At 45.5% G+C, this 22026-nt stretch carries 14 protein-coding genes; 7 read left to right on the plus strand and 7 right to left on the minus strand.

All coding sequences use genetic code 11. The features are described from left to right. Positions 1 to 70: 70 nt before the first annotated feature. Positions 71 to 352: a peptidylprolyl isomerase PpiC gene (ppiC, locus tag WA381_RS07180; RefSeq protein ID WP_012520075.1), complete on the minus strand. Its 282-nt coding sequence runs from the start codon at positions 350 to 352 to the stop codon at positions 71 to 73. 185 nt (positions 353 to 537) lie between these two features. Here ppiC and WA381_RS07185 point away from each other — a divergent pair, with 185 nt between their 5' ends. After that, complete coding sequence (locus tag WA381_RS07185; RefSeq protein WP_071960224.1) at positions 538 to 1050, plus strand: YgjV family protein; 513 nt, start codon at positions 538 to 540, stop codon at positions 1048 to 1050. 84 nt (positions 1051 to 1134) lie between these two features. On the opposite strand, the gene cyoE is transcribed toward WA381_RS07185, so the two are convergent. The 6 genes from cyoE to WA381_RS07215 form a co-directional block, all read right to left on the minus strand. Next, a complete protein-coding gene (cyoE, locus tag WA381_RS07190) occupies positions 1135 to 2031 on the minus strand; it encodes a heme o synthase (RefSeq protein ID WP_156087212.1) in 897 nt (298 codons plus the stop codon). A gap of 197 nt (positions 2032 to 2228) precedes the next feature. After that, positions 2229 to 2600 (minus strand): cytochrome o ubiquinol oxidase subunit IV, encoded by a 372-nt coding sequence (gene cyoD, locus WA381_RS07195; protein WP_014977734.1) that lies wholly within the window; start codon positions 2598 to 2600, stop codon positions 2229 to 2231. Further along, positions 2600 to 3217: a cytochrome o ubiquinol oxidase subunit III gene (gene cyoC, locus WA381_RS07200; protein ID WP_014977735.1), complete on the minus strand. Its 618-nt coding sequence runs from the start codon at positions 3215 to 3217 to the stop codon at positions 2600 to 2602. Before cyoC ends, cyoD begins: the two co-directional genes overlap by 1 nt. Next, positions 3214 to 5202, minus strand: a complete 1989-nt coding sequence (cyoB, locus tag WA381_RS07205; protein ID WP_014999972.1) for a cytochrome o ubiquinol oxidase subunit I — start codon at positions 5200 to 5202, stop codon at positions 3214 to 3216. The genes cyoC and cyoB overlap by 4 nt, the downstream gene beginning before the upstream one ends. 2 nt (positions 5203 to 5204) lie before the next feature. Next, positions 5205 to 6146, minus strand: a complete 942-nt coding sequence (cyoA, locus tag WA381_RS07210) for a ubiquinol oxidase subunit II (RefSeq protein WP_014951264.1) — start codon at positions 6144 to 6146, stop codon at positions 5205 to 5207. 150 nt (positions 6147 to 6296) lie between these two features. Beyond that, positions 6297 to 6704 carry a hypothetical protein gene (locus tag WA381_RS07215; RefSeq protein WP_014951265.1) on the minus strand — a complete coding sequence of 136 codons (408 nt, stop codon included), beginning with the start codon at positions 6702 to 6704 and terminating at the stop codon, positions 6297 to 6299. A 516-nt stretch (positions 6705 to 7220) separates the two neighbouring features. Here WA381_RS07215 and WA381_RS07220 point away from each other — a divergent pair. The 6 genes from WA381_RS07220 (at position 7221) to WA381_RS07245 (ending at position 21963) form a co-directional block, all read left to right on the plus strand. After that, positions 7221 to 7964, plus strand: coding sequence for an IclR family transcriptional regulator (locus tag WA381_RS07220; RefSeq protein WP_231506588.1), 744 nt, complete (start codon positions 7221 to 7223; stop codon positions 7962 to 7964). Further along, positions 7964 to 9286 (plus strand): pectate lyase family protein, encoded by a 1323-nt coding sequence (locus WA381_RS07225; protein ID WP_156087214.1) that lies wholly within the window; start codon positions 7964 to 7966, stop codon positions 9284 to 9286. Before WA381_RS07220 ends, WA381_RS07225 begins: the two co-directional genes overlap by 1 nt. Positions 9287 to 9433: 147 nt before the next feature. Continuing rightward, a complete protein-coding gene (locus WA381_RS07230; protein WP_156087216.1) occupies positions 9434 to 12367 on the plus strand; it encodes a TonB-dependent receptor in 2934 nt (977 codons plus the stop codon). A gap of 98 nt (positions 12368 to 12465) precedes the next feature. Next, positions 12466 to 18603 (plus strand): pectinesterase family protein, encoded by a 6138-nt coding sequence (locus WA381_RS07235; RefSeq protein ID WP_156087218.1) that lies wholly within the window; start codon positions 12466 to 12468, stop codon positions 18601 to 18603. 144 nt (positions 18604 to 18747) lie between these two features. Further along, complete coding sequence (locus WA381_RS07240; RefSeq protein ID WP_156087220.1) at positions 18748 to 20571, plus strand: DUF885 domain-containing protein; 1824 nt, start codon at positions 18748 to 18750, stop codon at positions 20569 to 20571. 558 nt (positions 20572 to 21129) lie between these two features. Further along, complete coding sequence (locus WA381_RS07245) at positions 21130 to 21963, plus strand: hypothetical protein (RefSeq protein WP_197044431.1); 834 nt, start codon at positions 21130 to 21132, stop codon at positions 21961 to 21963. Positions 21964 to 22026 lie beyond the last annotated feature (63 nt).

Here is a 22026-nt window from a genome sequence, read left to right on the forward strand (position 1 = left end):
TTTAAACGCTTGTTGAATGGATCGGGCTTACTTCGGCCTTTAGCGGCTTTGGTTTTAAAAGGCTCTGGTTTTAATTACTACGATAAAGCGTTTTAATAAGGTGGTAGCCGAAACGGGTCTTCACCGGCCCGTGTACTTTTAGCACGTCTTTTTTAAATACCACATCGTCGAAGGCTTTTACCATTTGGCCTCTACGGAATTCACCAAGATCGCCGCCACGCTTGCCCGACGGACATTTAGAATGACGCTTTGCTAATGTCGCAAAATCCTTACCCTTTTTAAGCTGCTCTAAAATAGAAAGCGCTTCTTTCTCTGTTTTAACCAAAATGTGAAGTGCGGATGCCGTTGCCATGGAAAGGACCTAATTTGTCTCGGGGTTTAAGAATAATATCGTGCGCGCTAAGTATACCCTAGTGAACAACCCGCCTGCCATTAGTCAATGTGATGTGTTGGGCTAAAAAAGCGATGTAAAGGCTACTCTGCTGTTTAAAAACTGCGTATCGTTAACCTTTATCAATCATTGACGAGCCTTCCCTTTTGTTACCAGAATTTGACTTGGCCCAAGCGATAGGAATGCTGAGTTTTGCGCTTGGCATTTTGTGCTTTTATCAGCGTGATGATCAGCACCTGCGAATAATGATGGTGGTGATGAATTTAAATCACGCCCTGCATTTTGCGCTACTTGGTGCCGTAACCGCATGCTTAAGTGCCTTGCTTTCAGTGGTAAGAACAGGCATTTCAATTAAAACCCGCTCCCGCAGTGTCGCCTATCTATTTATATTAATATCGCTAGCAGCCGGGCTGTATTTGGCCGAAGTTTGGTACGACTTATTCCCTATTTTGGGCACGTGTATAGGCACTTATGCCTTGTTTTGTTTGTCGGGAATACGCATGCGTTTAGCGTTTTTGTGCGGCGCTATATGTTGGCTAACCAACAATATTATTGTCGGCTCTATTGGCGGCACCTTGCTTGAAGCTACGCTACTGGCAGTTAATAGCTTCACCATTATTCGCTTGTACAGAGGGCAAAAAGCACTCGGTCAGGCCTAATTGCTCAAAGTGAATGCGTTGCTATACGCACACTGCATTGGAAGCTTTCAAGCCAACCTCGTCGAGTGAGTCGAAACACGTCAATTAGAACGAGAGCGCAAACAGACTCGTTACTGACGTATGATAGTCCAATGACATAGCGATAGATAACAGCGTTATATTCACAATGGAGAAACCAAAAACACGTTTTGCCCAGCCTTCTACGTTGATGTCGGGTCTGTATCCGCGCAGTGCCATCAATAACCACCAAAGGCTTGTTGCAAAAGCTACTGTTAAAAAGCCAATCCCCGTATAACCGCTAAGTGGAAGCAGCATTACCACTAAAGCAAATAACGCAATATGAAGAACAATATGGCGTTTTGCTTTCGCGATACCTTGCGATACAGGCAATACTGGAATGCCAGCCGCCTTATAGTCGTTATATCTAAAGATAGCGATGGCATAGGAATGGGGCATTTGCCAAATGCTGAACATACCCAGCAAAATAGCTGCAGCCATATCAAACTGACCGCTCGCGGCGCAATAACCGACTACGGGCGGAACGGCCCCCGACAAACTGCCAACGAAGGTGCCATACACAGAATTTCGCTTCATATACAGGCTGTAAACACCCACATAAATGACGTAGCCAAAAGCGGCAAAAAATACGGCAGTAAGGTTGGTGTAAAGCGCTAACAAGCCAAACCCTGCAATACCCAGCACAGCACCGTGCAACATCGCAGTAAGTAATGGTAACTCGCCTGTTACCGTAACCCGGTTAGCCGTGCGCTGCATTTTGCCGTCGATATCTCGGTCAATGCAGTTATTAATGACACAACCTGAAGCCACCACCAGCGATAAACCGATGAGCGTTGCGAGCAATAGCCAATAATCTATATCGCCACGGGACGCGAGCAAGAAACCGCCCGTTACCGAAATAGCATTGCCCATAATAATGCCGGGCTTGGTGACTGAGAGGTAACGTTTATAAGTAGAGGTCATGGGTAAAATCCAAATTTAGAACACGCCCATCTAGACGCGTATCAAGGTGTACTGAGAAGCCCCAATGTTGCCCCCAAAATAGGTTGCACCAATAGAGGGGCGAAACATGAGGGCTTAACGTACTGACCGCGATGAATTAATCACATTGAAAAGCCTGACATGATCGTCAGGCTAGACCACGCATATACAGAGATTTACTAATACATCATCATGGCATTTGATTCGTAGATAATCCAAACGGATAACCCAACCACCATGAAAATAATAAGCGCACTGAATAAGAATGAAAACGTATTGGCTCTGCCTTCTTCAGTAACAAAGTTAAGGTGCAAAAAGTATTTAAGGTGCACCCAAATTTGAACCAAGCCCAAAGTTACCACGCTCCAAATCGTGGTAACTTTAGATAGGTCGCCATTCATCACTAGAGTGAACGGAATAGCGGTAAGTACCACAGATAGAATGAAGCCAATAATATAAGACTTCACATCGCCATGTGCGTCATCTCTATTGTGGGTCGATGAAGCGTGACCGTCCGTATTTGAAGCTAATTTTGCATCGTGTAACGCCATTACATTGCCCCCATTAAATACACTACGGTAAATACACATATCCATACGATATCGAGGAAGTGCCAAAACAGACTTAAGCAACTAAGTCGAGTAACGGTTTGCTCACCTAAACCTCGGCGGGTTACTTCAATAAACATGATTGTCATCCAAATAAGGCCCGCTGTAACGTGCAGTCCGTGCAGTCCCACTAACGAGAAAAACGCCGTTAGAAACGCACTTTGCTGCGGCCCGTTGCCATGCTCAATAAGGTGGTGGAATTCGTACACTTCCATACCAATAAAACACGCACCCAGTGCCCATGTCACTGCCAGCCAAGCAAGGGCGCCTGACTTGTTTTGTCGGTGAGCACATATCATGGCAAAGCCAAAGGTAATGCTGCTTAAAAGCAATGCAGCTGTTTCCACAGCCACAAAGTTGAGTTCAAAAATATCTTTGCCAGACACGCCCCCTGCCGTATTCATAAACAGAACGGCATAGGTGGCAAAGAAAGAAGCAAACAACAAACAGTCGGTCATTAAATACAACCAGAAACCAAACACGGTGTTGTTTTCATGATGTTCTTCGTGTGCGTGTTCATGCGGCATTGATGCGGCGCTTGATGTTGCAATAGTACTCATGAGCGACCTCCCACTGTATTGGCACTTAAGTGCGTAGCTTCAACTCGTTCAACTTCATCTACCTGCACGTAGTAATCAACATCCGAGGTATAGCAACGCTTAATAAATACTCCTATTCCCGCCACTAAACCGACAACAGCAAGCCACCAGATATGCCAAATAAGGGCAAAGCCCATTAGAGTAAAACTCATACTCATAAACACACCGGCTGAAGTATTTTTTGGCATATGAATAGGCGCGTAATTTTCAGGGCGTTGATACGACTCGCCGCGTTCCTTCATATCCGTCCACGCATCAATGTCTTTGATGTGAGGTATCTTGGCAAAATTGTAAAACTGAGGCGGTGACGCCGTTGACCACTCTAGCGTGTGACCATTCCACGGATCGCCCGTTGTATCGTTAAGCTTCTCTTTGTTTTTGAAGCTTACAAACAGCTGAAGTAGCTGGAAGAAAATACCAATTGCTATAACAAACGCACCAAATGCAGCAATGTATAACCAGATATTCCAGTCAGGATTGTCGGTGTGATTTAAGCGGCGTGTCATACCCAAAAAGCCAAGCACGTACAGGGGCATGAACGCCAAAAGGAAACCAATTTGCCAGCACCAAAAGGCTGCTTTTCCGGTTTTTTCGTCAAGCTTAAAGCCCATGGCTTTCGGGAACCAAAACGCAAAGCCAGCCAGATAGCCAAATACCGCACCACCAATAATGGTGTTGTGAAAGTGCGCAATGAGAAACAAGCTATTATGAAGTACGTAGTCAGCACCAGGAATAGCAAGTAACACCCCTGTCATGCCGCCGATGGTGAAGGTCACCATAAAGCCTAACGTCCACAGTACAGGCACACTCAATATTAAGCGACCGCGATACATGGTGAATAGCCAGTTAAACAGTTTCACGCCCGTGGGTACGGCAATAACCATGGTCATAATGCCGAAGAAGGCATTCACATTGGCGCTCGACCCCATGGTAAAGAAGTGGTGCAGCCAAACAATAAAACCAAGAATGGCAATGGCACCCGACGCATACACCATCGACTTGTAGCCAAACAGGCGCTTAGCGGTAAACGTAGATATAACTTCTGAAAAAATACCAAATGCAGGCAGTACCAGAATATAAACCTCAGGGTGTCCCCACGCCCAGAACAGGTTGATATACATCATTGAGTTACCGCCGGCTTCATTCGTGAAGAAGTGGAAGTCCATGTAGCGGTCTAGGGTTAGCATGGCTAGCACAGCCGTAAGAATAGGGAACGAAGCAGCAATCAGAATGTTTGCCCACGTACAGGTCCATGTGAATATAGGCATTTGCATTAACTTCATGCCAGGCGCACGCATTTTAAACACGGTAACTAAGAAGTTTACGGCGGTTAGCAGCGTACCGAGCCCGGATATCTGCAGGGCCCATATGTAATAGTCGACGCCAACCCCGGGACTAAACTCCAACCCGGCTAGCGGCGGATAAGCAACCCACCCTGTTTTTGCGAATTCACCTAACCCCAAAGACACATTTACTAGAATTGCGCCACCTGCGGTCAGCCAAAAACTTAAGTTATTTAAAAATGGAAACGCCACATCGCGAGCACCAATTTGTAGTGGCAAAATGATATTCATCAACCCAATCATAAACGGCATCGCCATGAAGATAATCATGATAACGCCATGGGCTGTGAAGATTTGGTCGTAGTGCTCTGGCGGTAGATACCCGGGCGCACCATTGGTTGCCATTGCAAGCTGAGTACGCATCATAATAGCGTCGGCGAAGCCACGCAGCAGCATGATCATAGCCAACACAATGTACATAATACCAAGACGTTTGTGGTCGACAGACGTTATCCAATCAAACCATAGGGTTCCCCACTGTTTGTGCTTGGTGATAAGCATGGCTATGACCACACCCACCACTGCCACAACAGCAAGTGTCACCATAATAATCGGCTCGTGATAGGGCACGGCCTCAATAGATAATTTACCTAATAAAGACATGGTTATTGTGCATCCTCTTGGTGATGGCTGTGTTGCATTTCAGGCATGGCGTGATGTTCGCCCATGGCGGCATTTTCCGGCTTGTTGTAGAAATCCATGGAGCCGTGATCTTTCATGTATTTCATAACAATGTTATGAAATAAACCGTCATCGACTTTGCTGAAATAGGTCACCGGATTGTTTTCGCTTGGCTCAGCAAGCTGCTCGTAGGCACCTGACGTTAACGATGTTTGCGACTGCTTAACGCTGGCAACCCACGCCTCGAAGTCATCCTCGGTAGGTGTGGCAATAGCGTTAAACTTCATGCCAGTGAATCCCGCACCGCTGTAATTTGAAGAAATGCCTTTGTACGTACCTGGCTCGTCGGCAATAAGATGAAGCTTGGTTTCCATTCCCGCCATGGAATAAATCTGGCTTCCTAGCTGAGGAATAAAAAACGAGTTCATGGTGCTTTCAGAAGTAATCTTAAACGCAACGGGTTTATTGGCTGGAAACACCAATTCATTGACCGTTGCGATACCTTGTTCAGGGTAAATAAACAGCCACTTCCAGTTAAGCGAGACTACTTCAACAGTAAGATGCTCTCCTTGACCTTCTAGCGGTGCATAAGGGTCGAGTGCGTGAGTAGAGCGCCAGGTGATCACACTCAACGACACGACAATGAGAATTGGAATGGACCACACCACCGCTTCTATTTTGGTCGAATGTGCCCATTTAGGGGTATAAATTTCGAAATCGCGACTAGCGCGATACTTCCACGCAAAGTAAAGCGTAAGAAAAATAACGGGAACAACAACAATCAGCATGAGGATAGTGCAAAGAATAATCAGATTCTTTTCATCCATACCCACTTGCCCTTTAGGGTCAAGCACGCCACCGCTGCAACCGGCCAACGTCAGCCCTGCACCAGCAACAATTAAAGTAAAAAGGTTACGAATAGACAAAACAAGTTCCTATAACCCACAAGTTAAACGGCGATGACTGGGCCGCTTAATAGAGAATGGCAGCGTTACAGCATCGAAAAACACACCGGTAAAGCTTTGTCACACATACTGCGCAACGCTTTCGGCGTTAGATAATCAAATCGGAGACGTTTAACTAAAAAGTGGGGGCGCTCTACTGCCAACCGTCTGAACAAAAGGCTGGGGGAATGTAGGGCAAAGGTAAGGAATAGGTCGGCGCTGTTTTGTTATTTGCGCCTTTGCTATAGCCGTGGCTTTAACCAAGAGACCAACTAACACTAATGCAATAGTGGGAACAATAAATTGCGAAAGCGTGTGATTGGCCAGTGCAATGAAAAAAGGCTCTACAACCAAACTTTCATTAAACGCACTGACAAATTCTGCCGAGTCAGCCAAGGTACCACTGATAACTAGCGCAATGTTCAGCAGTAACACCAGATTAGCCAACCACAGCATAGCGCCTACACCACTGGTGTAGTTTATTGCGGGTCTAATCGAAGAATTCAGTTCGTCTAAAAAAACGAAAGAACGTGGTGCCATATAGAATGTAATGCCTTACAAGAACAGTGCTCTAAGTTTAACGCTGCTTCCAATGAGAATGAGAAAGCAGGCGTGGCAGAGTAATCTCAAATAAGGACAAGTACAAGCCACCTATCGACAGGCTAAAAAGACCTAGTAATTAAAGCACCAGACACAAATGACTATTTTATTAACATTCAAAAGGTAAGACTCTGCTTCCACAGATTTATCGTCGCCCTTAGCGTAGATGTCAGGCATTCATTCACTTTTTCGCTCGCTGAGCCTTCAACTTGCACCTCGGCAGCACCTACACATGTTAATTTTTTGTTTTAAATATACAAAATTAAACCGCTTACCGGACGCGGTTGATAAAGCGTTAACCTTCTTATAGATGCGATGAGTTGCACGGCAGTTTTCTCTCTTTTCTCAATGTGATTGATTTAAAAATCATCAATAATTTAAAATGCCACCGGTAGCATTTTGTTTAATTCGTGTTAATATCGAGCAGTATTATCTTGATTTCGGGACCGCAAAAAGATGGAAAGGTATGTTATTCCCAGTGTTATGCAGGCGCTGCAGCTATGTCAAGCCATCGCCGAGTCTCGCTCGGGGTTAAGTGCCTCTGAAATTGAGTCAGCGCTTAAACTTCCCCGCACATCAGTATTTAGGTTACTTAGAACATTGACCAGCGAACGGGTAGTCGAAAAGCGTGGTACAAAATACTTCTATGGCACACGCATTTACGAAATTAGCGCCGCTAACTCGCGCAGCAGATACGTTCAGAGAATCACTGCACCTGCGCTTTCGAAACTTATAGCTACAACCAACGCTAGCGCAATTATCTGTACATTAGGCGACTACTGCGCGTTTGTTATTGACGTTTTAGATGCCAGAGAAAAGCAAATAACAACAATAAGGCCAGGGACAAAACTGCCCTTATTTGAATCTGCTGCGGGTCATGTCATGTTGGCCTACCATCCCAAGTATCAAAACATGAACGACAGCTCACACCCCGCAAACTTTGATGAACAACAAGCCGCGAAATTACGAGCAACAACTTGTACCAGAGGCTATGCCGTCAGCCACTTCGCACCACGCAACGTAACGCTTGTTGCCGTGCCAGTCTTCATGCGAGATGGAGAGCTTGTATCAATTTTAGCAGTAGAACTAGAGGGTATGATCCACGATGTTAAGGTACTCCAAGCATGGAGCGCTAAACTCAAAGACATCGCCCGCCTTCCAACCACCGGTGCCCACCCTTACGAGCAGGACATGCAGTAATGAAACATATTCCAATTCAACTGATTGTCGCTTTCGTCGCGTTTCTCGCCTTGTCTAACTGTCACGCACAATCATTGGCGTTTGAAGGCGCGCTGGGGTTCGGAAAATACACGCAAGGTGGAAACCAAGGAAAAGTGTTAGTTGTTAGCTCTTTGTCTGATAATGCCAAAAGCCCACAAGAGGGAACATTGCGATGGGCTATTGCGCAAGACTATCCCAGACTGATTGTCTTTAATGTGTCTGGCGTGATCGCGCTAGAAAAGGAGTTAGAAATAAAACATGGCAACGTCACCATTGCAGGACAGACATCTCCCCACGGAATTGTAATTTCTGGCGCATCAACAAGCGTTGAAGCTAATCAGGTCATTATTCGACACATGCGCTTTAGGCCGGGGAAAGACAGTGAAGAAGGCGATGCAGTAACCGTTAGAAATACCACTGATGTCATTATCGATCATTGTTCGCTAAGTTGGTCAAAAGACGAGGTAGGCTCTTTCTACAATAACCAACGCTTTACACTGCAATACAGCATACTATCAGAGAGTTTAAACAACGCGGGTCATCACAAAGGTAGCCATGGCTATGGCGGCATTTGGGGTGGCAGTAATGCTAGCTTTTTGCGCAATATATTGGCCAATCATACCAGTAGAAACCCGCGCATTAACGGATGGCGACTGAACCCGCCTTACCCACAGCAGCAAGAATTCGTTGATATCAAAAATAACGTTATTGCCAACTGGCAAAAAAACTCAGCTTATGGCGGCGAAAACGGCACCGCAAATCTGGTTGGGAATATTTATGCCCCAGGCCCCGCTACGAAAAAGCTATGGTTTTTCCAATTATGGGACGATAAGGAATCACTCACTCGACTTTATGTTGCTGAAAACGTGATGAAGGGCTATAGCGACATGTCTGAGGACAACAGTAAAGGCATAGATGTTAAGAGCGCCAAAACCGGTTCAAAGAAAGAAAAAGACGTAATCACTCGTTCTCTTTCAACGTCGCCTTTTCATCAGAATGAAATAGATAAATTAGGCGATGCGCAACTTACTGCACAGCAAACATGGACAAGCTTGATTGAAAACCAAGACGTAGGTGCTAATCTCACCCGCACAGGTAAAGATCTAGACCCTGTAGACTCGCGCATACTTAAGCAAATACAAAGCAATCAGTACACAAGCAAAAATGGGATAATTGATAGTGAATTAGATGTGGTTGACTGGTCAATTTACAGCAGCTACTTTACTGCCAACCCCGCGCCCTCTCTTACTTTTCATGAAGAAAACTCATGGCGGGTACTCGCAGGAGTCCCAACACTGTGATCACTAAATATTCATATATTAATAATTTGTGAAATAAACGTTAAATATTAGTGCATTCCTATCTGACAAGATCAATAATGCCACCGGTGGCATAGCAAAATACAAATACTACAGCTATGTCGATTTTGGAATTTAGGAGTTCAAAACATGAAAGTGTTTCAATGGACAGCCCTCGCTCTAGCCGTGTCCACGGCGTTTTCCAGCATGGCGCAAACTGCACCCGCTCAGGAAAATACCGAGCAAACTGAAACAAATGAGACCCCTAGCGAAATTGAAGTAGTTGAAGTAAAGGGTGTTAAACAGGCAGACCTTAAAGCGCGTGACTTAGAACGCATGAAAAGCGGCTTTAGCTCTGTTATTTCTACCGATGATTTAGGCAATTTTGTTGATCAGAACGTGGCGGAGTCCCTTCGACGACTGCCGGGTGTTACGCTACAGCGCTCTGAAGGCGAAGGTAAGTTTGTCACCGTACGGGGCTTAGGACCCGGCTTCGTATCCATAAATATGAACGGCGCACAAATGTCTGGTGCAGGCGAAGAACGGAAAGTGGGATTAGACGCACTTCCTGCTGACCTTCTCGGTACCATTGAAGTGCTGAAAACACTCACCCCAGACCAAAACCTAAATTCCATTGGCGGTACAGTCAACGTTAAAGCAATTTCAGCTTTCGATCGCGGCAAAAACACATTAAAAATGCGTGTTCAAGACGCATATTCAGAAGCGCGCGAAAAGCACTCTCCGAAATTTAGCTTAGACGGCACCCAGTTTTTCCTCGACAACACCTTTGGTATTGGCTTTGCCATCTCTCACGAAGACCGCAAAACCCAGATAGACGAAACGCGCCACCACAGCACCAACGAAATGAAGTTTTATACCGCCGACTTGGGTAAAACAGAAGAAGAAATTGCCCAGGGTGACGAAATTCTTGCGCCTTCTCAGTTAGAAGTTCGTCGCGAAATTGCAGGAAGAACTCGTCAAGCAGCAGCACTAAACCTTGAATACAAGCCCTCTGCAGACGCCTACTATTATGCCAAAGGCACGTTCACTCAGTTTGAAGATGATGATCGCGCACAGCGAGAATTTTACGATTTTCAAGATGCTGGCTCTGTCGGAAACGATGAAATTGTATACGTAAACGGCGCTACGAAAGAGTTTATTCTTAGCGATATAGACGTATTCCACCAGCATTTCCTACAAGAAAGTAAGAACAAAACCATCACGTTCAGCTTAGGGGGCGAAAACCGTATTGCTGAACGCTTCGTGTTTGACTACGAATACGCTCAATCTCGCTCTGAAGAAGACTCCACTGGTGACCGCCGCGTTCAATTCCGTGAACGAGACCTGATTGTTTATGGTCAAGGCGGTCGCGACAACATTAACGCCCGCATTTTAAGCCCTCAGGAAGCTGCCGAAATCGCAGGTCTAACCTACGACCCGGAAAACAGTATTTTTGGAACGTCGGGTAGTGGCGATGGTTCTGACCTTTCAAATTATCAATTCGATAACCTGTTTTTAGAGGGCGGAACGCGAATTGATGAAATTAAGACAGTGAACCTTAACTTGCGAACCGACATTTTTAATGACTGGTTAAACACCATTAAATTTGGTGTGCAGGTGAGTGAGCGCGATCACGTGCGTGACAAGGACCGCTGGAGTTTCGACCCTTCTGCCGGCGACTGTAGCGACGACGCATGTATTGCCGCAGTGAATTCTACCCTTGCCGACTATGACACCCAGATTCCTTCAAACAGTGCATTCCAGCTGCCGTTTGAAAGCCGCGCAGTTGTCGACCAAATTGTTGATGCCACTCGTCAAACGGTTGAGCCTGCCACAAATGGTGAAGTGTCGATAGAAAGCACTAAGGGCGACTACAGCATTACCGAAGATACGCAAGCTGTATACGCAATGGCAGAGTTGCCATTAGGCGCAGATGCCACACTAACAACCGGCGTTCGCTGGACTCAAACCGAGTTCTCTTCTACCGGCTTTTTGTCTTTAGAGAACGATGACTTTGAGTTTAATGGCGCAGGGGCTGGTGCATTGGATATTGCTATCCCTCTTCCAGAAGCGTCTATTAAATACAGTGAGTTTTTCCCTAGTGCACACATTAAATGGGAACCGAGTGAAAACTTCTTAGTGCGTGCCGCAGCATGGACGAGTTTTACTCGCCCGTCGTTTAAACAAGCCCGTGCATTTGCAGTGTTTGACAGCGATATTGAGCTTTGTCCTCCTGGTTCTGACGATTGTGATGACAGTCAAGGTGGCGCATCGCTTCAACAGTTAAGCCAGTACGTGTTGGGTTCTGATAATGCGCTAGATGTGGGTAACCCTAACCTCGTTGCAATGACATCTATTAACTACGATGCGTCAATTGGCTGGTATCCAAGCGAAAACCTCTTTATGGAAGCGGCAGTTTTCTATAAAGACATCGACAACTTTATCGTAGATGTAAACGGAATTGGCATGGCGCTTAATGACCTGCCGCTAACGCTTCCGGTAAACCAGGTGACTGAGTTTGTTATTCCGCAAGATTTATATCTTAACGAGATAAACATTACCGTTAACGGCAACAAAGCCTCGGTTATCGGGTTAGAGCTTAGCTACAACCAGTACTTTGAAAATGGTCTATTCATTCAAAGTAACGCCACCATCCTAGATAGTGAAGCCACGCTGGATAGCAGTATTCGTCAAGGCAAAGTGGCACTGCCCGACCAAGCTGATACCACCTTCAATCTTGTATTTGGTTGGGAGAGCGAAACGTTCTCAGCTCGCTTAATTGGTAACGTGCGTTCTGAAGTTCTTGAACAAATTGGCTCATGCCCAATTACTGCCGATCTTAACGACCCTAAGTCCTGCAAGATTTGGGGTGACCAATATCAAGATTCGGTTAAAAGCTTAGACTTTAAACTTCAGTACGACATTACCGAGTACGCACAATTGTACTTTGACGCCATCAACCTTACCGAGGAGTCAGACCTTCGCTACTTCCAGGGTAACGCGTTAAGCGGCGGTAATATTCTGTACCAGAAAGAAGAGTACGGCCGCAGCTATCAGCTGGGTGTAAATATCAAGTTCTACTAATTGTCTGTGCCGGGGAAACCCGGCCTTTTCCACATAATAAAGCTGGAGCGGACATGTAGTGCGGTAGTACGCCCAGTAAAATATGGAGATTGAGTACCATGAAACTCACGAAAATTGCTGCCCTGATGGGTGGTGTTGTTCTCGTTACTGCCTGCGGCGAGAAAAGCTCTACCAACGTAACCCTCCCCCCCGACCCAGCACTTACTGGCGTATTTGTTGATAGCCCCGTTGAAGGAATCAATTATTCCTCTGCTTCTGTGGAAAACGGCACTACCAATGCGCAGGGTGAATACTCTTACTTCAGAGGCGAGCAGCTCGCTTTCAGCATAGGCCAGCTGACGTTTCCAGAAACACCGGCATCAAGCGTTATTTCTCCTCTTGACCTGTTCGCAACTGACAACCCTTTTAACCAGTCGGTCGTAAACACGCTTCGACTTTTACAATCCCTCGATACCGATGGCGACCCAAGTAACGGTATATCGCTAAGCGCCAGTGCTGGCGATGTGGCGGTAGCTACGCTAGACGAAGGGCAAACCATTGAAGACTTCTTTAATCAATCTGATGCAGATTTTGCAGCCGATGTAGAGGTGTGGCTGGGTTCCGCTGGCGGAGCCAGTGCTACGCTTGTGGATAAAGCACAGGCTATCAGCCATTTCGTAAATTACCTTGAAGCCGAATTAGGCACGCTCTTCCCTAACACCTTTGATGTAACCTGCTTCACAGGCGACATTTACGCACCAACACTGGAAGGCAGAAGTGTATCGCAAGCCACTTACACCTTTACGCCAGACGACGAAACGAACTTGTCAGGTACTTTTGTAAGAGTGCACGGTGAGGAAAGCACAACAGGTAGCTATGAATTCTCTTTTGGACGAAAAGTTATTGCCCTTAGCTACGGTGAGCAAACTGAGTATCTTATTTCCCGTGCTTTCAACACGGTTAACGAGGTATACAGCCTGTGCGTGATATCCCCAGATAACGCTCAGTCTATGCCGCTAGTGCTGCATGTTGAAAATTGCCTTGCCAACGAAGATCCACAGAACTACCTGTTTGCATTTACCCAAGAACAAGCAGATGTTGAACTGGCAAAGTTAGAGGAAGCAGCGAATTCTATCCAGGCAGCGCTTGAAGAGAATTTCGATACCGACACCGATACGTTTTTCTCATCGTCGTACAAGCGTTTAAGTGAAGAGCCAGATGCTGGCGCGCTTTATTATGTAACAGGTGGTAGCCCACTAGTCGACGCCACCACAGGTCAACTTACCCTTGAAGGCGATCGATTCAGCATAGGTAATGCTGCAGCCAACCCAGGTGCCAATACGTCGGCATCAGATACGGTAGGCATGGGTATTTATAACCTTAGCGAAGGTTTTACCATCAGCTTCGACGTTATTTCTCACAATGGCGGCGGTACATTTAGCCTTTATGTAGATAACAACACCACAGGGCAAGATAACTCTGTACACGGTGCTGCTTCTAAGTTTGTAAGCGAAGGGTTAGCGGACGGCACAATGGTACCCGGCACGCGATTTACCTATACCTATGAGCCAGGTGACGATATTGGTGGCGGCAATCCTAGTGCACCTGACGCGAAAATTCTCGACAGCTCGGTAACCAATAGTTTCTTCCAATTGCGCACAGATTCGAGTGCCACTATCACTATCGATAACTTAAAAATTGAAACGGTAGCTGACGCAGTTGACCCAGTGCCTCCGGTTGAGCCTGAGCCTACCGAGCCTGAAGAGCCCGAAGTTATTCCAAGTGTACCGCTGCCGCTTTCCTATACCTTTGCAGGCGAAAGCGAGGATATTTTCTCGACAAACTTTGCCGCGATTGAAAATGCAGCGGGTGAGCAAGTCGCCATGTTTACCATTACCGGTGGCTCGGTAACGCAAATTGACACTGGTATTCAGCTTGACGGCGGACGCTTTACCCTTGGTAATACTGAACCTGATACCCAAAGCTCGTCTGACGATACATCATCAACCGGTGCACTGGATTTGAGCCGTCCTTACAAGGTTATCTTTGATGTTATTTCTGCTGAAGATTCCGAAGGCGACAACAAATTCCAGATTTACGTGGATAACAATACTTCTGGCAGCGCCAACTCACACCTAGGTTCAGATTCTCGTTTCTTTAATGAGCCTGTGCTCGATTTAGTACCGGGAACCACTATGACAGTAGAAGGACAGATAGCAACGCCTAACTCGTACCTTCAATTTAGAACGGAAAGTGGCTCTATTGTGGTCATCGACAATATTCGCATTGAATATATTGATGAAAACACCCTGTTAGAGGAGACGTTTGAAACAGACGCTGACACCTTCTTCAGCCCTGAATACAAGTCGACCGATGGTGGTGCGACACCGTTTTATAGCGTAACGGGCGGCGGCTCAGGTTTAGTGATCTCCGAAGGCCAACTAGCCATCGACAGTGCACGCTTTACCATGGGCAACAGTACCCCTGATACAGACACAACCGCTGATGACACTGTAACCACGGGTATATTAGATTTAAGCCGTGAATATACCATTAGTATGGACATCATTGCGGTTGAAGACAGTGAAGGCGACAACAACTTCCAGATATATGTAGATAACAACACCAGCAGTAGCAGCAAATCGATACATGGCGGCGACTCTAAATTCTACAGCGAACTGGTTAATAACCTTGTGCCAGGGCAACGCCTAACTATCGATGGATTTATTGGTACACCCACCTCGTTCATACAGCTACGTACTGAAAGTGGCGGCAAAGTAGTTATCGATAACTTTGTTATATCGTATGTGGGTGAAGCGCCAGATGACAGCAAGTTTAGCTGTGAAAATGAACCACAGCTTTACTTCTGCGACGATTTTGCTTCGGGCTCTTTAGATAACTTCACGCTTATTTCAGACGACGCAGGCTCAAACGGCCCACAAGGCACGTTTGATATTGTAGAAGATGACGGCAACAAAGTGATGCGCTACACCGCTGGCGGTGAAGGTGGCGAAATTTTCTTGGTTAAAGAGTCTGCGCTAAGCAACCTGCCAGAAAATGGAAATTACTTTGTTGAAGCGCGCATTCGTCCAAGACAAAACAGCACCACGCGAAACAAACAGATCTTCCTTCTAGGTCGTTATGATAGCGCTGGAAACTGGTACGGCGGTGGTTTGAATGTACAAAACTCATCAAGCAGTACACAAGTGGAAGTAGCGGTAAGTACCGAAGGTAGTATTTCTCGCCCTGTCCAAGCTAAGTCACCTATTGTACTGGGTGAAAAAGACGGTACAGACGGCACGTGGTATCGCGTACGTTTTGAAATGGAAAACGAGAAACTCACCGTTTATTTAGACGGCGAGAACATGGGTACAGCAGAAGATACAACCTATAGTGCAGCGGGACTGATTGGCCTCTTCACTAATAACCGCTCGTTCGAGCTGGACGATTTAAAAGTGGGTGACCCCGCTGTTAAACCAGTTCAACTTACTCTAGATTTCAAAGAAACAGAGTGGGAAACCACCACCAGTAGCGATCCGTTGTTCGTTTACGTTACCGCAGTACAAAACGACGGTATAACTGAAGACACGTTTACCGTAACCAGCAGTGATGCGAGTGTGGTCAGCGTAGAGCAGCAAGGTCCACAAGTTACCATTACCCCTCGCGCTGCCGGCAGCGCAATGGTAACTTTTACTTCTGGCTCTGACCCTACGTTAAGCAAACACATTGCCGTTAATGTTGGCGAAGGCTTCACAATGCCTACCGCCACCTATGGCGACTTATTCCCAGACACCACACCGTATTCGGGCAATAACAATGCGTATCCCGATACCCTACTCTCGTTAACCTTCGACAGCGAACCCACCTTAGGAAGTAGCGGTGAAGTGCGCATTTACAATGCGACAGACGACACCCTGGTAGACGTTATCAATATTGCAGCTGATGAAGACTTTATTGGCTTTGAAGGCCAAGACAGACAGCGCAAAGTGGCTTACCGCCCAGCATCAGTTGTAGGCAACAAATTAGTGATTAAGCCTCATACAAATGCTCTTCAATATGGTCAGTCGTATTACGTAGCCATTAGCGATGGTACGGTAACCGGCGCAACGCTAAATGGTGAAAGCTTTAGTGGTATTGGCAAGAGTGCGAACTGGCGCTTTGCAACAAGAGCCGCTGCACCTTCTGGCGCGAATGTTACCGTAGATGATGACGGCGAAGCGGATTTCCGCACGGTGCAAGGTGCGCTTAATTACGTGATGCAAAACGTAAGTAGCGATACGCCATCTCGCATTACGATTCGTGACGGCGAGTATCAGGAAATGCTGTTCCTTCGCGGTAACAACAATGTCACGCTTCAAGGCGAGAGCCGAGACAATACCGTGGTGTACTACGATAACTTTGAAAGCTTTAACAGCGGTAGCGGCAAGAGCGAAGCACCTGCGGCGGGCACGCCATCAGGCGGAAGAAGCGTATTTTTAGTGGAAGGCGTAGATAACCTGACGCTAACGAACTTCACTTTGAAAAACTCACACATCAGAAGCAACGACTACTCTAACCAAGCTGAGACGATTTACTTTAACAGTGATTCAGGTCGTCTAACTGCCGTTGATATGAACTTTGTGAGTGAACAAGATACGCTGCTGTTAAAAGGCTTCAGTTGGTTCTACAACTCATTGATTGCCGGCAACGTTGATTTCATTTGGGGTTACGTAAATACCGCACTGTTTGAAAACAGCGAAATTCGCACCATTGGCGACTCTAAAAATGGCAACCCTGACGAAGACACAGCGGGCGGCTACATTCTACAAGCTCGCGTACCTGATATTTCTTATAAAGGGTTTATCTTCTTAAACAGCAGCTTCACCAATGGCCCAGGCCCTATTGGTAACGGTGTACTCGACGACTCTACGTATATTGCAAGAAGTGGCGGCAGCGCGAGCTACTTCGACAATATTACGCTTATTAATAACCGTTTCGACACCCACATTGCCACTATCGGCTGGGCGGGCGAAGGAGTACGCGACCAACCTGCACCAAACCCTAGCCCTGCAACCGCAGCAGCTGGATGGCGTGAATACGGCAGCATGGATATGCAGGGTAACCCGCTTGATCTTTCAAGCCGTCAGTTTGCCCACATTCTTACCGACAGCGAAGTGACTGAACTTACCAGCAGAACGGCAATATTCTCTCACTTTAATAACGGCGAAGGCTGGGTGCCAAGCGAGCCTAACTTACCGAATGTAGCACCTGCTCCAACGCTTGATGCGTACGGTTTTGCGCAATACAACTATGCATTAACCGGCGGTACTGGCGGTACAGTAGTCACCGTAGATAACGGCGCAGACCTGCAAGCGGCACTAGATAGCGCAGCGAACAGCAACACCCCAGTGACGGTTTATGTAGATGGCACCATTACCGACGCAAACAATGGCGGTACGGGCTCACCGATTGAAATAAAAGACATGAACGATGTGTCAATTATCGGGGTTGCAGACAGAGGCGAATTCGACGGCATTGGCATCTTAATTCGACGTGCAAATAACGTGATCATTCAAAACCTGAAAATCCACCACGTGCTTACTGATGGTAAAGATGCTATCTCTATTGAAGGTGATAACGACGGCTCTACCACCAGCAACATTTGGATTGACCACAATGAGCTTTACAGCACATTGTCTGTGGACAAGGATTTCTACGACGGGTTAGTAGATAGTAAACGCGGCGCGAAAAACATCACTATCTCTTACAACTACCTTCATGATCATTGGAAAGCCTCGTTACACGGCCACACTGAGAATGATGTAGACAGTGATAATACCGAGCGTTTAATTACCTTCCACCACAACCGCTTTGAGAATATCGAGTCACGTTTACCGTTATTCCGCTACGGTCACGGTCACTTGTATAACAACTATTACAATCAGATATCCTCTACGGCAATCAATTCAAGAATTGGTGCAGAGCTACAGGTAGAAAACAATGTGTTTGAGAACACGCAAAACCCAATTGTTTCTTTCTACTCAGACGTTATTGGATATTGGAACACGTCAGGCAACCTGTTTGGCGAAGGCGTAACTTGGACAACGCCAGCTGATGGTGACGTTGTAGCAGGACCTGATGCCACGCCAACATCCAGCTACGAAGTGCCGTACGACTACGTACTAGATGATGCCGACGTGGTTAAGCAGCGAGTTATCAACTACTCGGGCGTAGGTAAAATTAACCAGAATGCCGATGACATTCCTCCGTTAAATTAAGCCTAAAAACGTTTAACAACAATAACAAAGGCGCTGCTGTATAAGCAGCGCCTTTCTTTTTATATCGAGTTCATTATTACCATTTACTTTTATTAACTTTTTCCGTTAACGTAAACATTGGACAAAATTCGGACAACAATAACGATGAAACGATTTTTTAAATGGATTGGTACCGGCTTACTGATAATTTTGTTAGCAGGCGGTGCATTTGCTGCGCACGAGTGGTATGCGGATAAACCCTTTTACTTTAATAACCTACTTAACCGTGAAATGGTGAAAGTAGCTTTTGATAGCCCTGAAACCTTAACCTCTCTCGGTTTCTTAGAATCAGTGGGTATTAAAGGTCATAACGCCGAACTTGATGACGCTAGCATAGAGAAAAACGCAGCTTTGTTCGACAAAGCGCGCCACATACGCGAAAGGGTTTTAGCGTATGACGACGAAGATTTAAACGACGATGAGCAGCTTTCAAAAGAAATCACGCTGTACTTGCTTGATTATCTCATTAGTAACGAGCCATTTCAGTATCACAGCTACCCAGTAAACCAGCTTTTCGGTGTACAAAACGGGTTTCCAAGCTTTATGGAAGGTCAGCATCAAATTAATGATGCCGCCGACGTAGAAAACTACTTAAGCCGTTTGCGTGCTGTAGATGAAAAATTTGCGCAAGTACTTGAAGGGCTTAAGCTTCGTGAAGAAAAAGGCATTATCCCTCCGCGCTTCGTGATAGACCGCGTACTAGATGAAATGAATGGCTTTATATCTTCGCCAATAGAAGAGAATATTCTTTACAGCTCACTGAAAGAAAAGATGTCTAAGGCTGAAGAAATCTCTGCGGAACAGCAAGACGCATTTTTAGCTGAAGCTCAAACAGTCATAGGTGATGACGTTGACCGCGCCTACCAGCTATTTATAGATTACTTCACCACGCTTCAAGCCAAAGCTGGCAATGACCACGGCTACTGGCATTTACCTGACGGCGACAAAGTGTACGCCAATGCGCTGCGTTTTTTCACTACCACCGACATGACTGCCGATGAAATTCACAACCTAGGCTTAAAAGAGGTAGCAAGAATTCAGGGCGAAATGTTGACTATTCTTACTGGTGAAGGCTACGACGTAACTCAGGGCTTCTCTAGCGCGATGGACGCGTTAGCCGCCGATCCTTCTCACTATTACGAAGACAGTGATGAAGGCCGCGAGCAAATTCTAAAAGATTACCAAACCATACTTGATGAGATTGATGCAGGTATAAGTGATGTATTTAGAATTCGCCCTGAGGCTGGCATGGAAGTGGTACGTATTCCGGAGTTTAAAGAGAAAACTGCTCCTGGCGCCTACTACCAGCAGCCCGCTATTGACGGCTCTCGTCCGGGACGATTTTATGCCAACTTATATGATATTAAAGCAACCCCTAAGTACAGCATGCGTACATTGGCCTATCACGAAGGCATTCCGGGCCATCATTTCCAGGTAGCCTTGGCGATGGAACTGGAAGGCATGCCCTTTATTCGCAAAATGTCGCCTTTTACTGCCTACACCGAGGGCTGGGCTTTGTATTCAGAATACTTAGCATGGGAGATGGGCTTTCAAGATAAACCTCTAGATAACTTGGGGCGCCTTCAAGCTGAACTGTTCAGGGCCGTGCGCTTGGTGGTAGATACGGGCATTCACGATAAACGTTGGACCCGTGAAGAAGCAATTGACTATATGGTACGCAACACAGGTATGGCACTTAGCGACGTTACGTCTGAAATTGAGCGCTATATTGTTATGCCGGGGCAGGCCACCTCTTACAAAGTAGGCATGATTAAGATTTTAGAAATTCGTGAAAAAGCGAAACAAGAATTAGGCGATAAGTTCGACTTACGCGATTTCCATGACGTGGTGCTTAAAAACGGTGCCGTGCCACTTGCCATTCTTGAAGAGTTGGTGGACGAGTATATTGCAGAAAAACAGGGCGCATAGCCCTGCTACGCTCTAGATTTGCTATACAATTAAAAAAGGCGCTGCTCTATGAGCAGCGCCTTTCTTTTAAGCGTTAAGCTTGGGAGATGTTTACATCATGCCGTTAGTTTAACCTCCCAAGACCAAACTTTTTGTATTTAAAGGACTTGTATAAACAATGTCTCTATATTTGACTACAAATTAGAGTATACATTTCAATGGCCGATACCACTTCTCATAATAAAAATCTCAAACGGCGTATAGGCAATGTAAAGTCTTCGATCGAAGGTGGCTAGGAGTAAACCGATCATCAGGTTAAACAAGCCGTGGAGAGCTTCAATAATATGACTGAATATTATGGTGCAGGTGTCTTTAGGAAAGCCCTAAGGAAGACTGTTAGAGGACAGGAACTAGGTTTGACTATATCCAGAGAATCAACTTGGGAAGAAGCTTAAGGGTACAGCAATGAGAGTAACCATCTAGAAAAACTAGAGAATCATAGGTAACCGTAAGTAAGTGTACACAACAGGTTTAGTCATTTACGATAATATCCTTAAGGAAATACTCGAAAGGAATGCCATGAGTAAAAAAAGTAAAGCAAGACGTGACGCGAAGAAAAAGAAGTTAAAGAACAAAAATCATAACGTAGATAAAAACTTCTCCCCAACTCAGGTTAAATCAGATGGAGGTCCAGTCTTAACTAGCATTGAAAATCCTCTATCCTCGTTGACTCGAGAACAACAAGAGTCTTTAATCGAAAAAATTTCTTCTGAGAGTAAAGTTAAGCTAAAAGAAGGAATCGATGACCTAAAGGAGTTCCTTTGTGAGTACTGTCCGTTAACTACTTTATCAATTGTCTCTACTTATTCTTTAAGTCAGGGTGTCAGTGACGATGGGGTTGTTAATAAAGAATCTCCTATTGGGGTTGAGCAATTTCATGTGGAGTTACTACAAGCTTTAATTCTGACGATACCTAAAGATTCGTTAGGTACAAAAATGCCTACGAATAGAGATATTGAAGTTGTTTTTGAGCTAATAAAAGAAATTCAACAAAACTCATCTCTAAGTAGATATAGAACAGCAGAACTCAATCAGTCTAATGAAGAAAAAGCAATATCTACCATTCAGGAGCTGCTAAGAGGACATACTCAAATAGTCCGTAATTGGGGTTTTAACTCTCAGATTAAAACAATAATTACGGAGCTCTACACATATTTTGATTTTGAAGTTAACAACATATTTGGTTTTACAGTCACAGACACTATAAAAGTATTCTCTCATTTAGTTAGTAGTGGCGAACAAAAATTAACCGAAAGATATGAATTTTTGAGTAGCCTTTATAGAACTCATGACAAGAAAAAACTAATAGATTTATATACTGACCATATAGGTCTCTCAGGAGACTGTAACTAATTTTGTGTAACTGCCTATCTCAATTTACTCTATAGAGAGTTAAGGATAGGCAGATGAACATGA

It is taken from the genome of Alteromonas sp. CH_MED4-4 (genome assembly GCF_037029575.1).
Lineage (GTDB): Bacteria > Pseudomonadota > Gammaproteobacteria > Enterobacterales > Alteromonadaceae > Alteromonas > Alteromonas macleodii.

What these genes read in the sequence shown, in the direction of transcription:
- ppiC (WP_012520075.1), bottom strand. Translation starts at nt 352, where the DNA reads ATGGCAACGGCATCCGCACTTCACATTTTGGTTAAAACAGAGAAAGAA.
- cyoE (WP_156087212.1), bottom strand. Translation starts at nt 2,031, where the DNA reads ATGACCTCTACTTATAAACGTTACCTCTCAGTCACCAAGCCCGGCATT.
- cyoD (WP_014977734.1), bottom strand. Translation starts at nt 2,600, where the DNA reads ATGGCGTTACACGATGCAAAATTAGCTTCAAATACGGACGGTCACGCT.
- cyoC (WP_014977735.1), bottom strand. Translation starts at nt 3,217, where the DNA reads ATGAGTACTATTGCAACATCAAGCGCCGCATCAATGCCGCATGAACAC.
- cyoB (WP_014999972.1), bottom strand. Translation starts at nt 5,202, where the DNA reads ATGTCTTTATTAGGTAAATTATCTATTGAGGCCGTGCCCTATCACGAG.
- WA381_RS07215 (WP_014951265.1), bottom strand. Translation starts at nt 6,704, where the DNA reads ATGGCACCACGTTCTTTCGTTTTTTTAGACGAACTGAATTCTTCGATT.
- WA381_RS07220 (WP_231506588.1), top strand. Translation starts at nt 7,221, where the DNA reads ATGGAAAGGTATGTTATTCCCAGTGTTATGCAGGCGCTGCAGCTATGT.
- WA381_RS07225 (WP_156087214.1), top strand. Translation starts at nt 7,964, where the DNA reads ATGAAACATATTCCAATTCAACTGATTGTCGCTTTCGTCGCGTTTCTC.
- WA381_RS07230 (WP_156087216.1), top strand. Translation starts at nt 9,434, where the DNA reads ATGAAAGTGTTTCAATGGACAGCCCTCGCTCTAGCCGTGTCCACGGCG.
- WA381_RS07235 (WP_156087218.1), top strand. Translation starts at nt 12,466, where the DNA reads ATGAAACTCACGAAAATTGCTGCCCTGATGGGTGGTGTTGTTCTCGTT.
- WA381_RS07240 (WP_156087220.1), top strand. Translation starts at nt 18,748, where the DNA reads ATGAAACGATTTTTTAAATGGATTGGTACCGGCTTACTGATAATTTTG.
- WA381_RS07245 (WP_197044431.1), top strand. Translation starts at nt 21,130, where the DNA reads ATGAGTAAAAAAAGTAAAGCAAGACGTGACGCGAAGAAAAAGAAGTTA.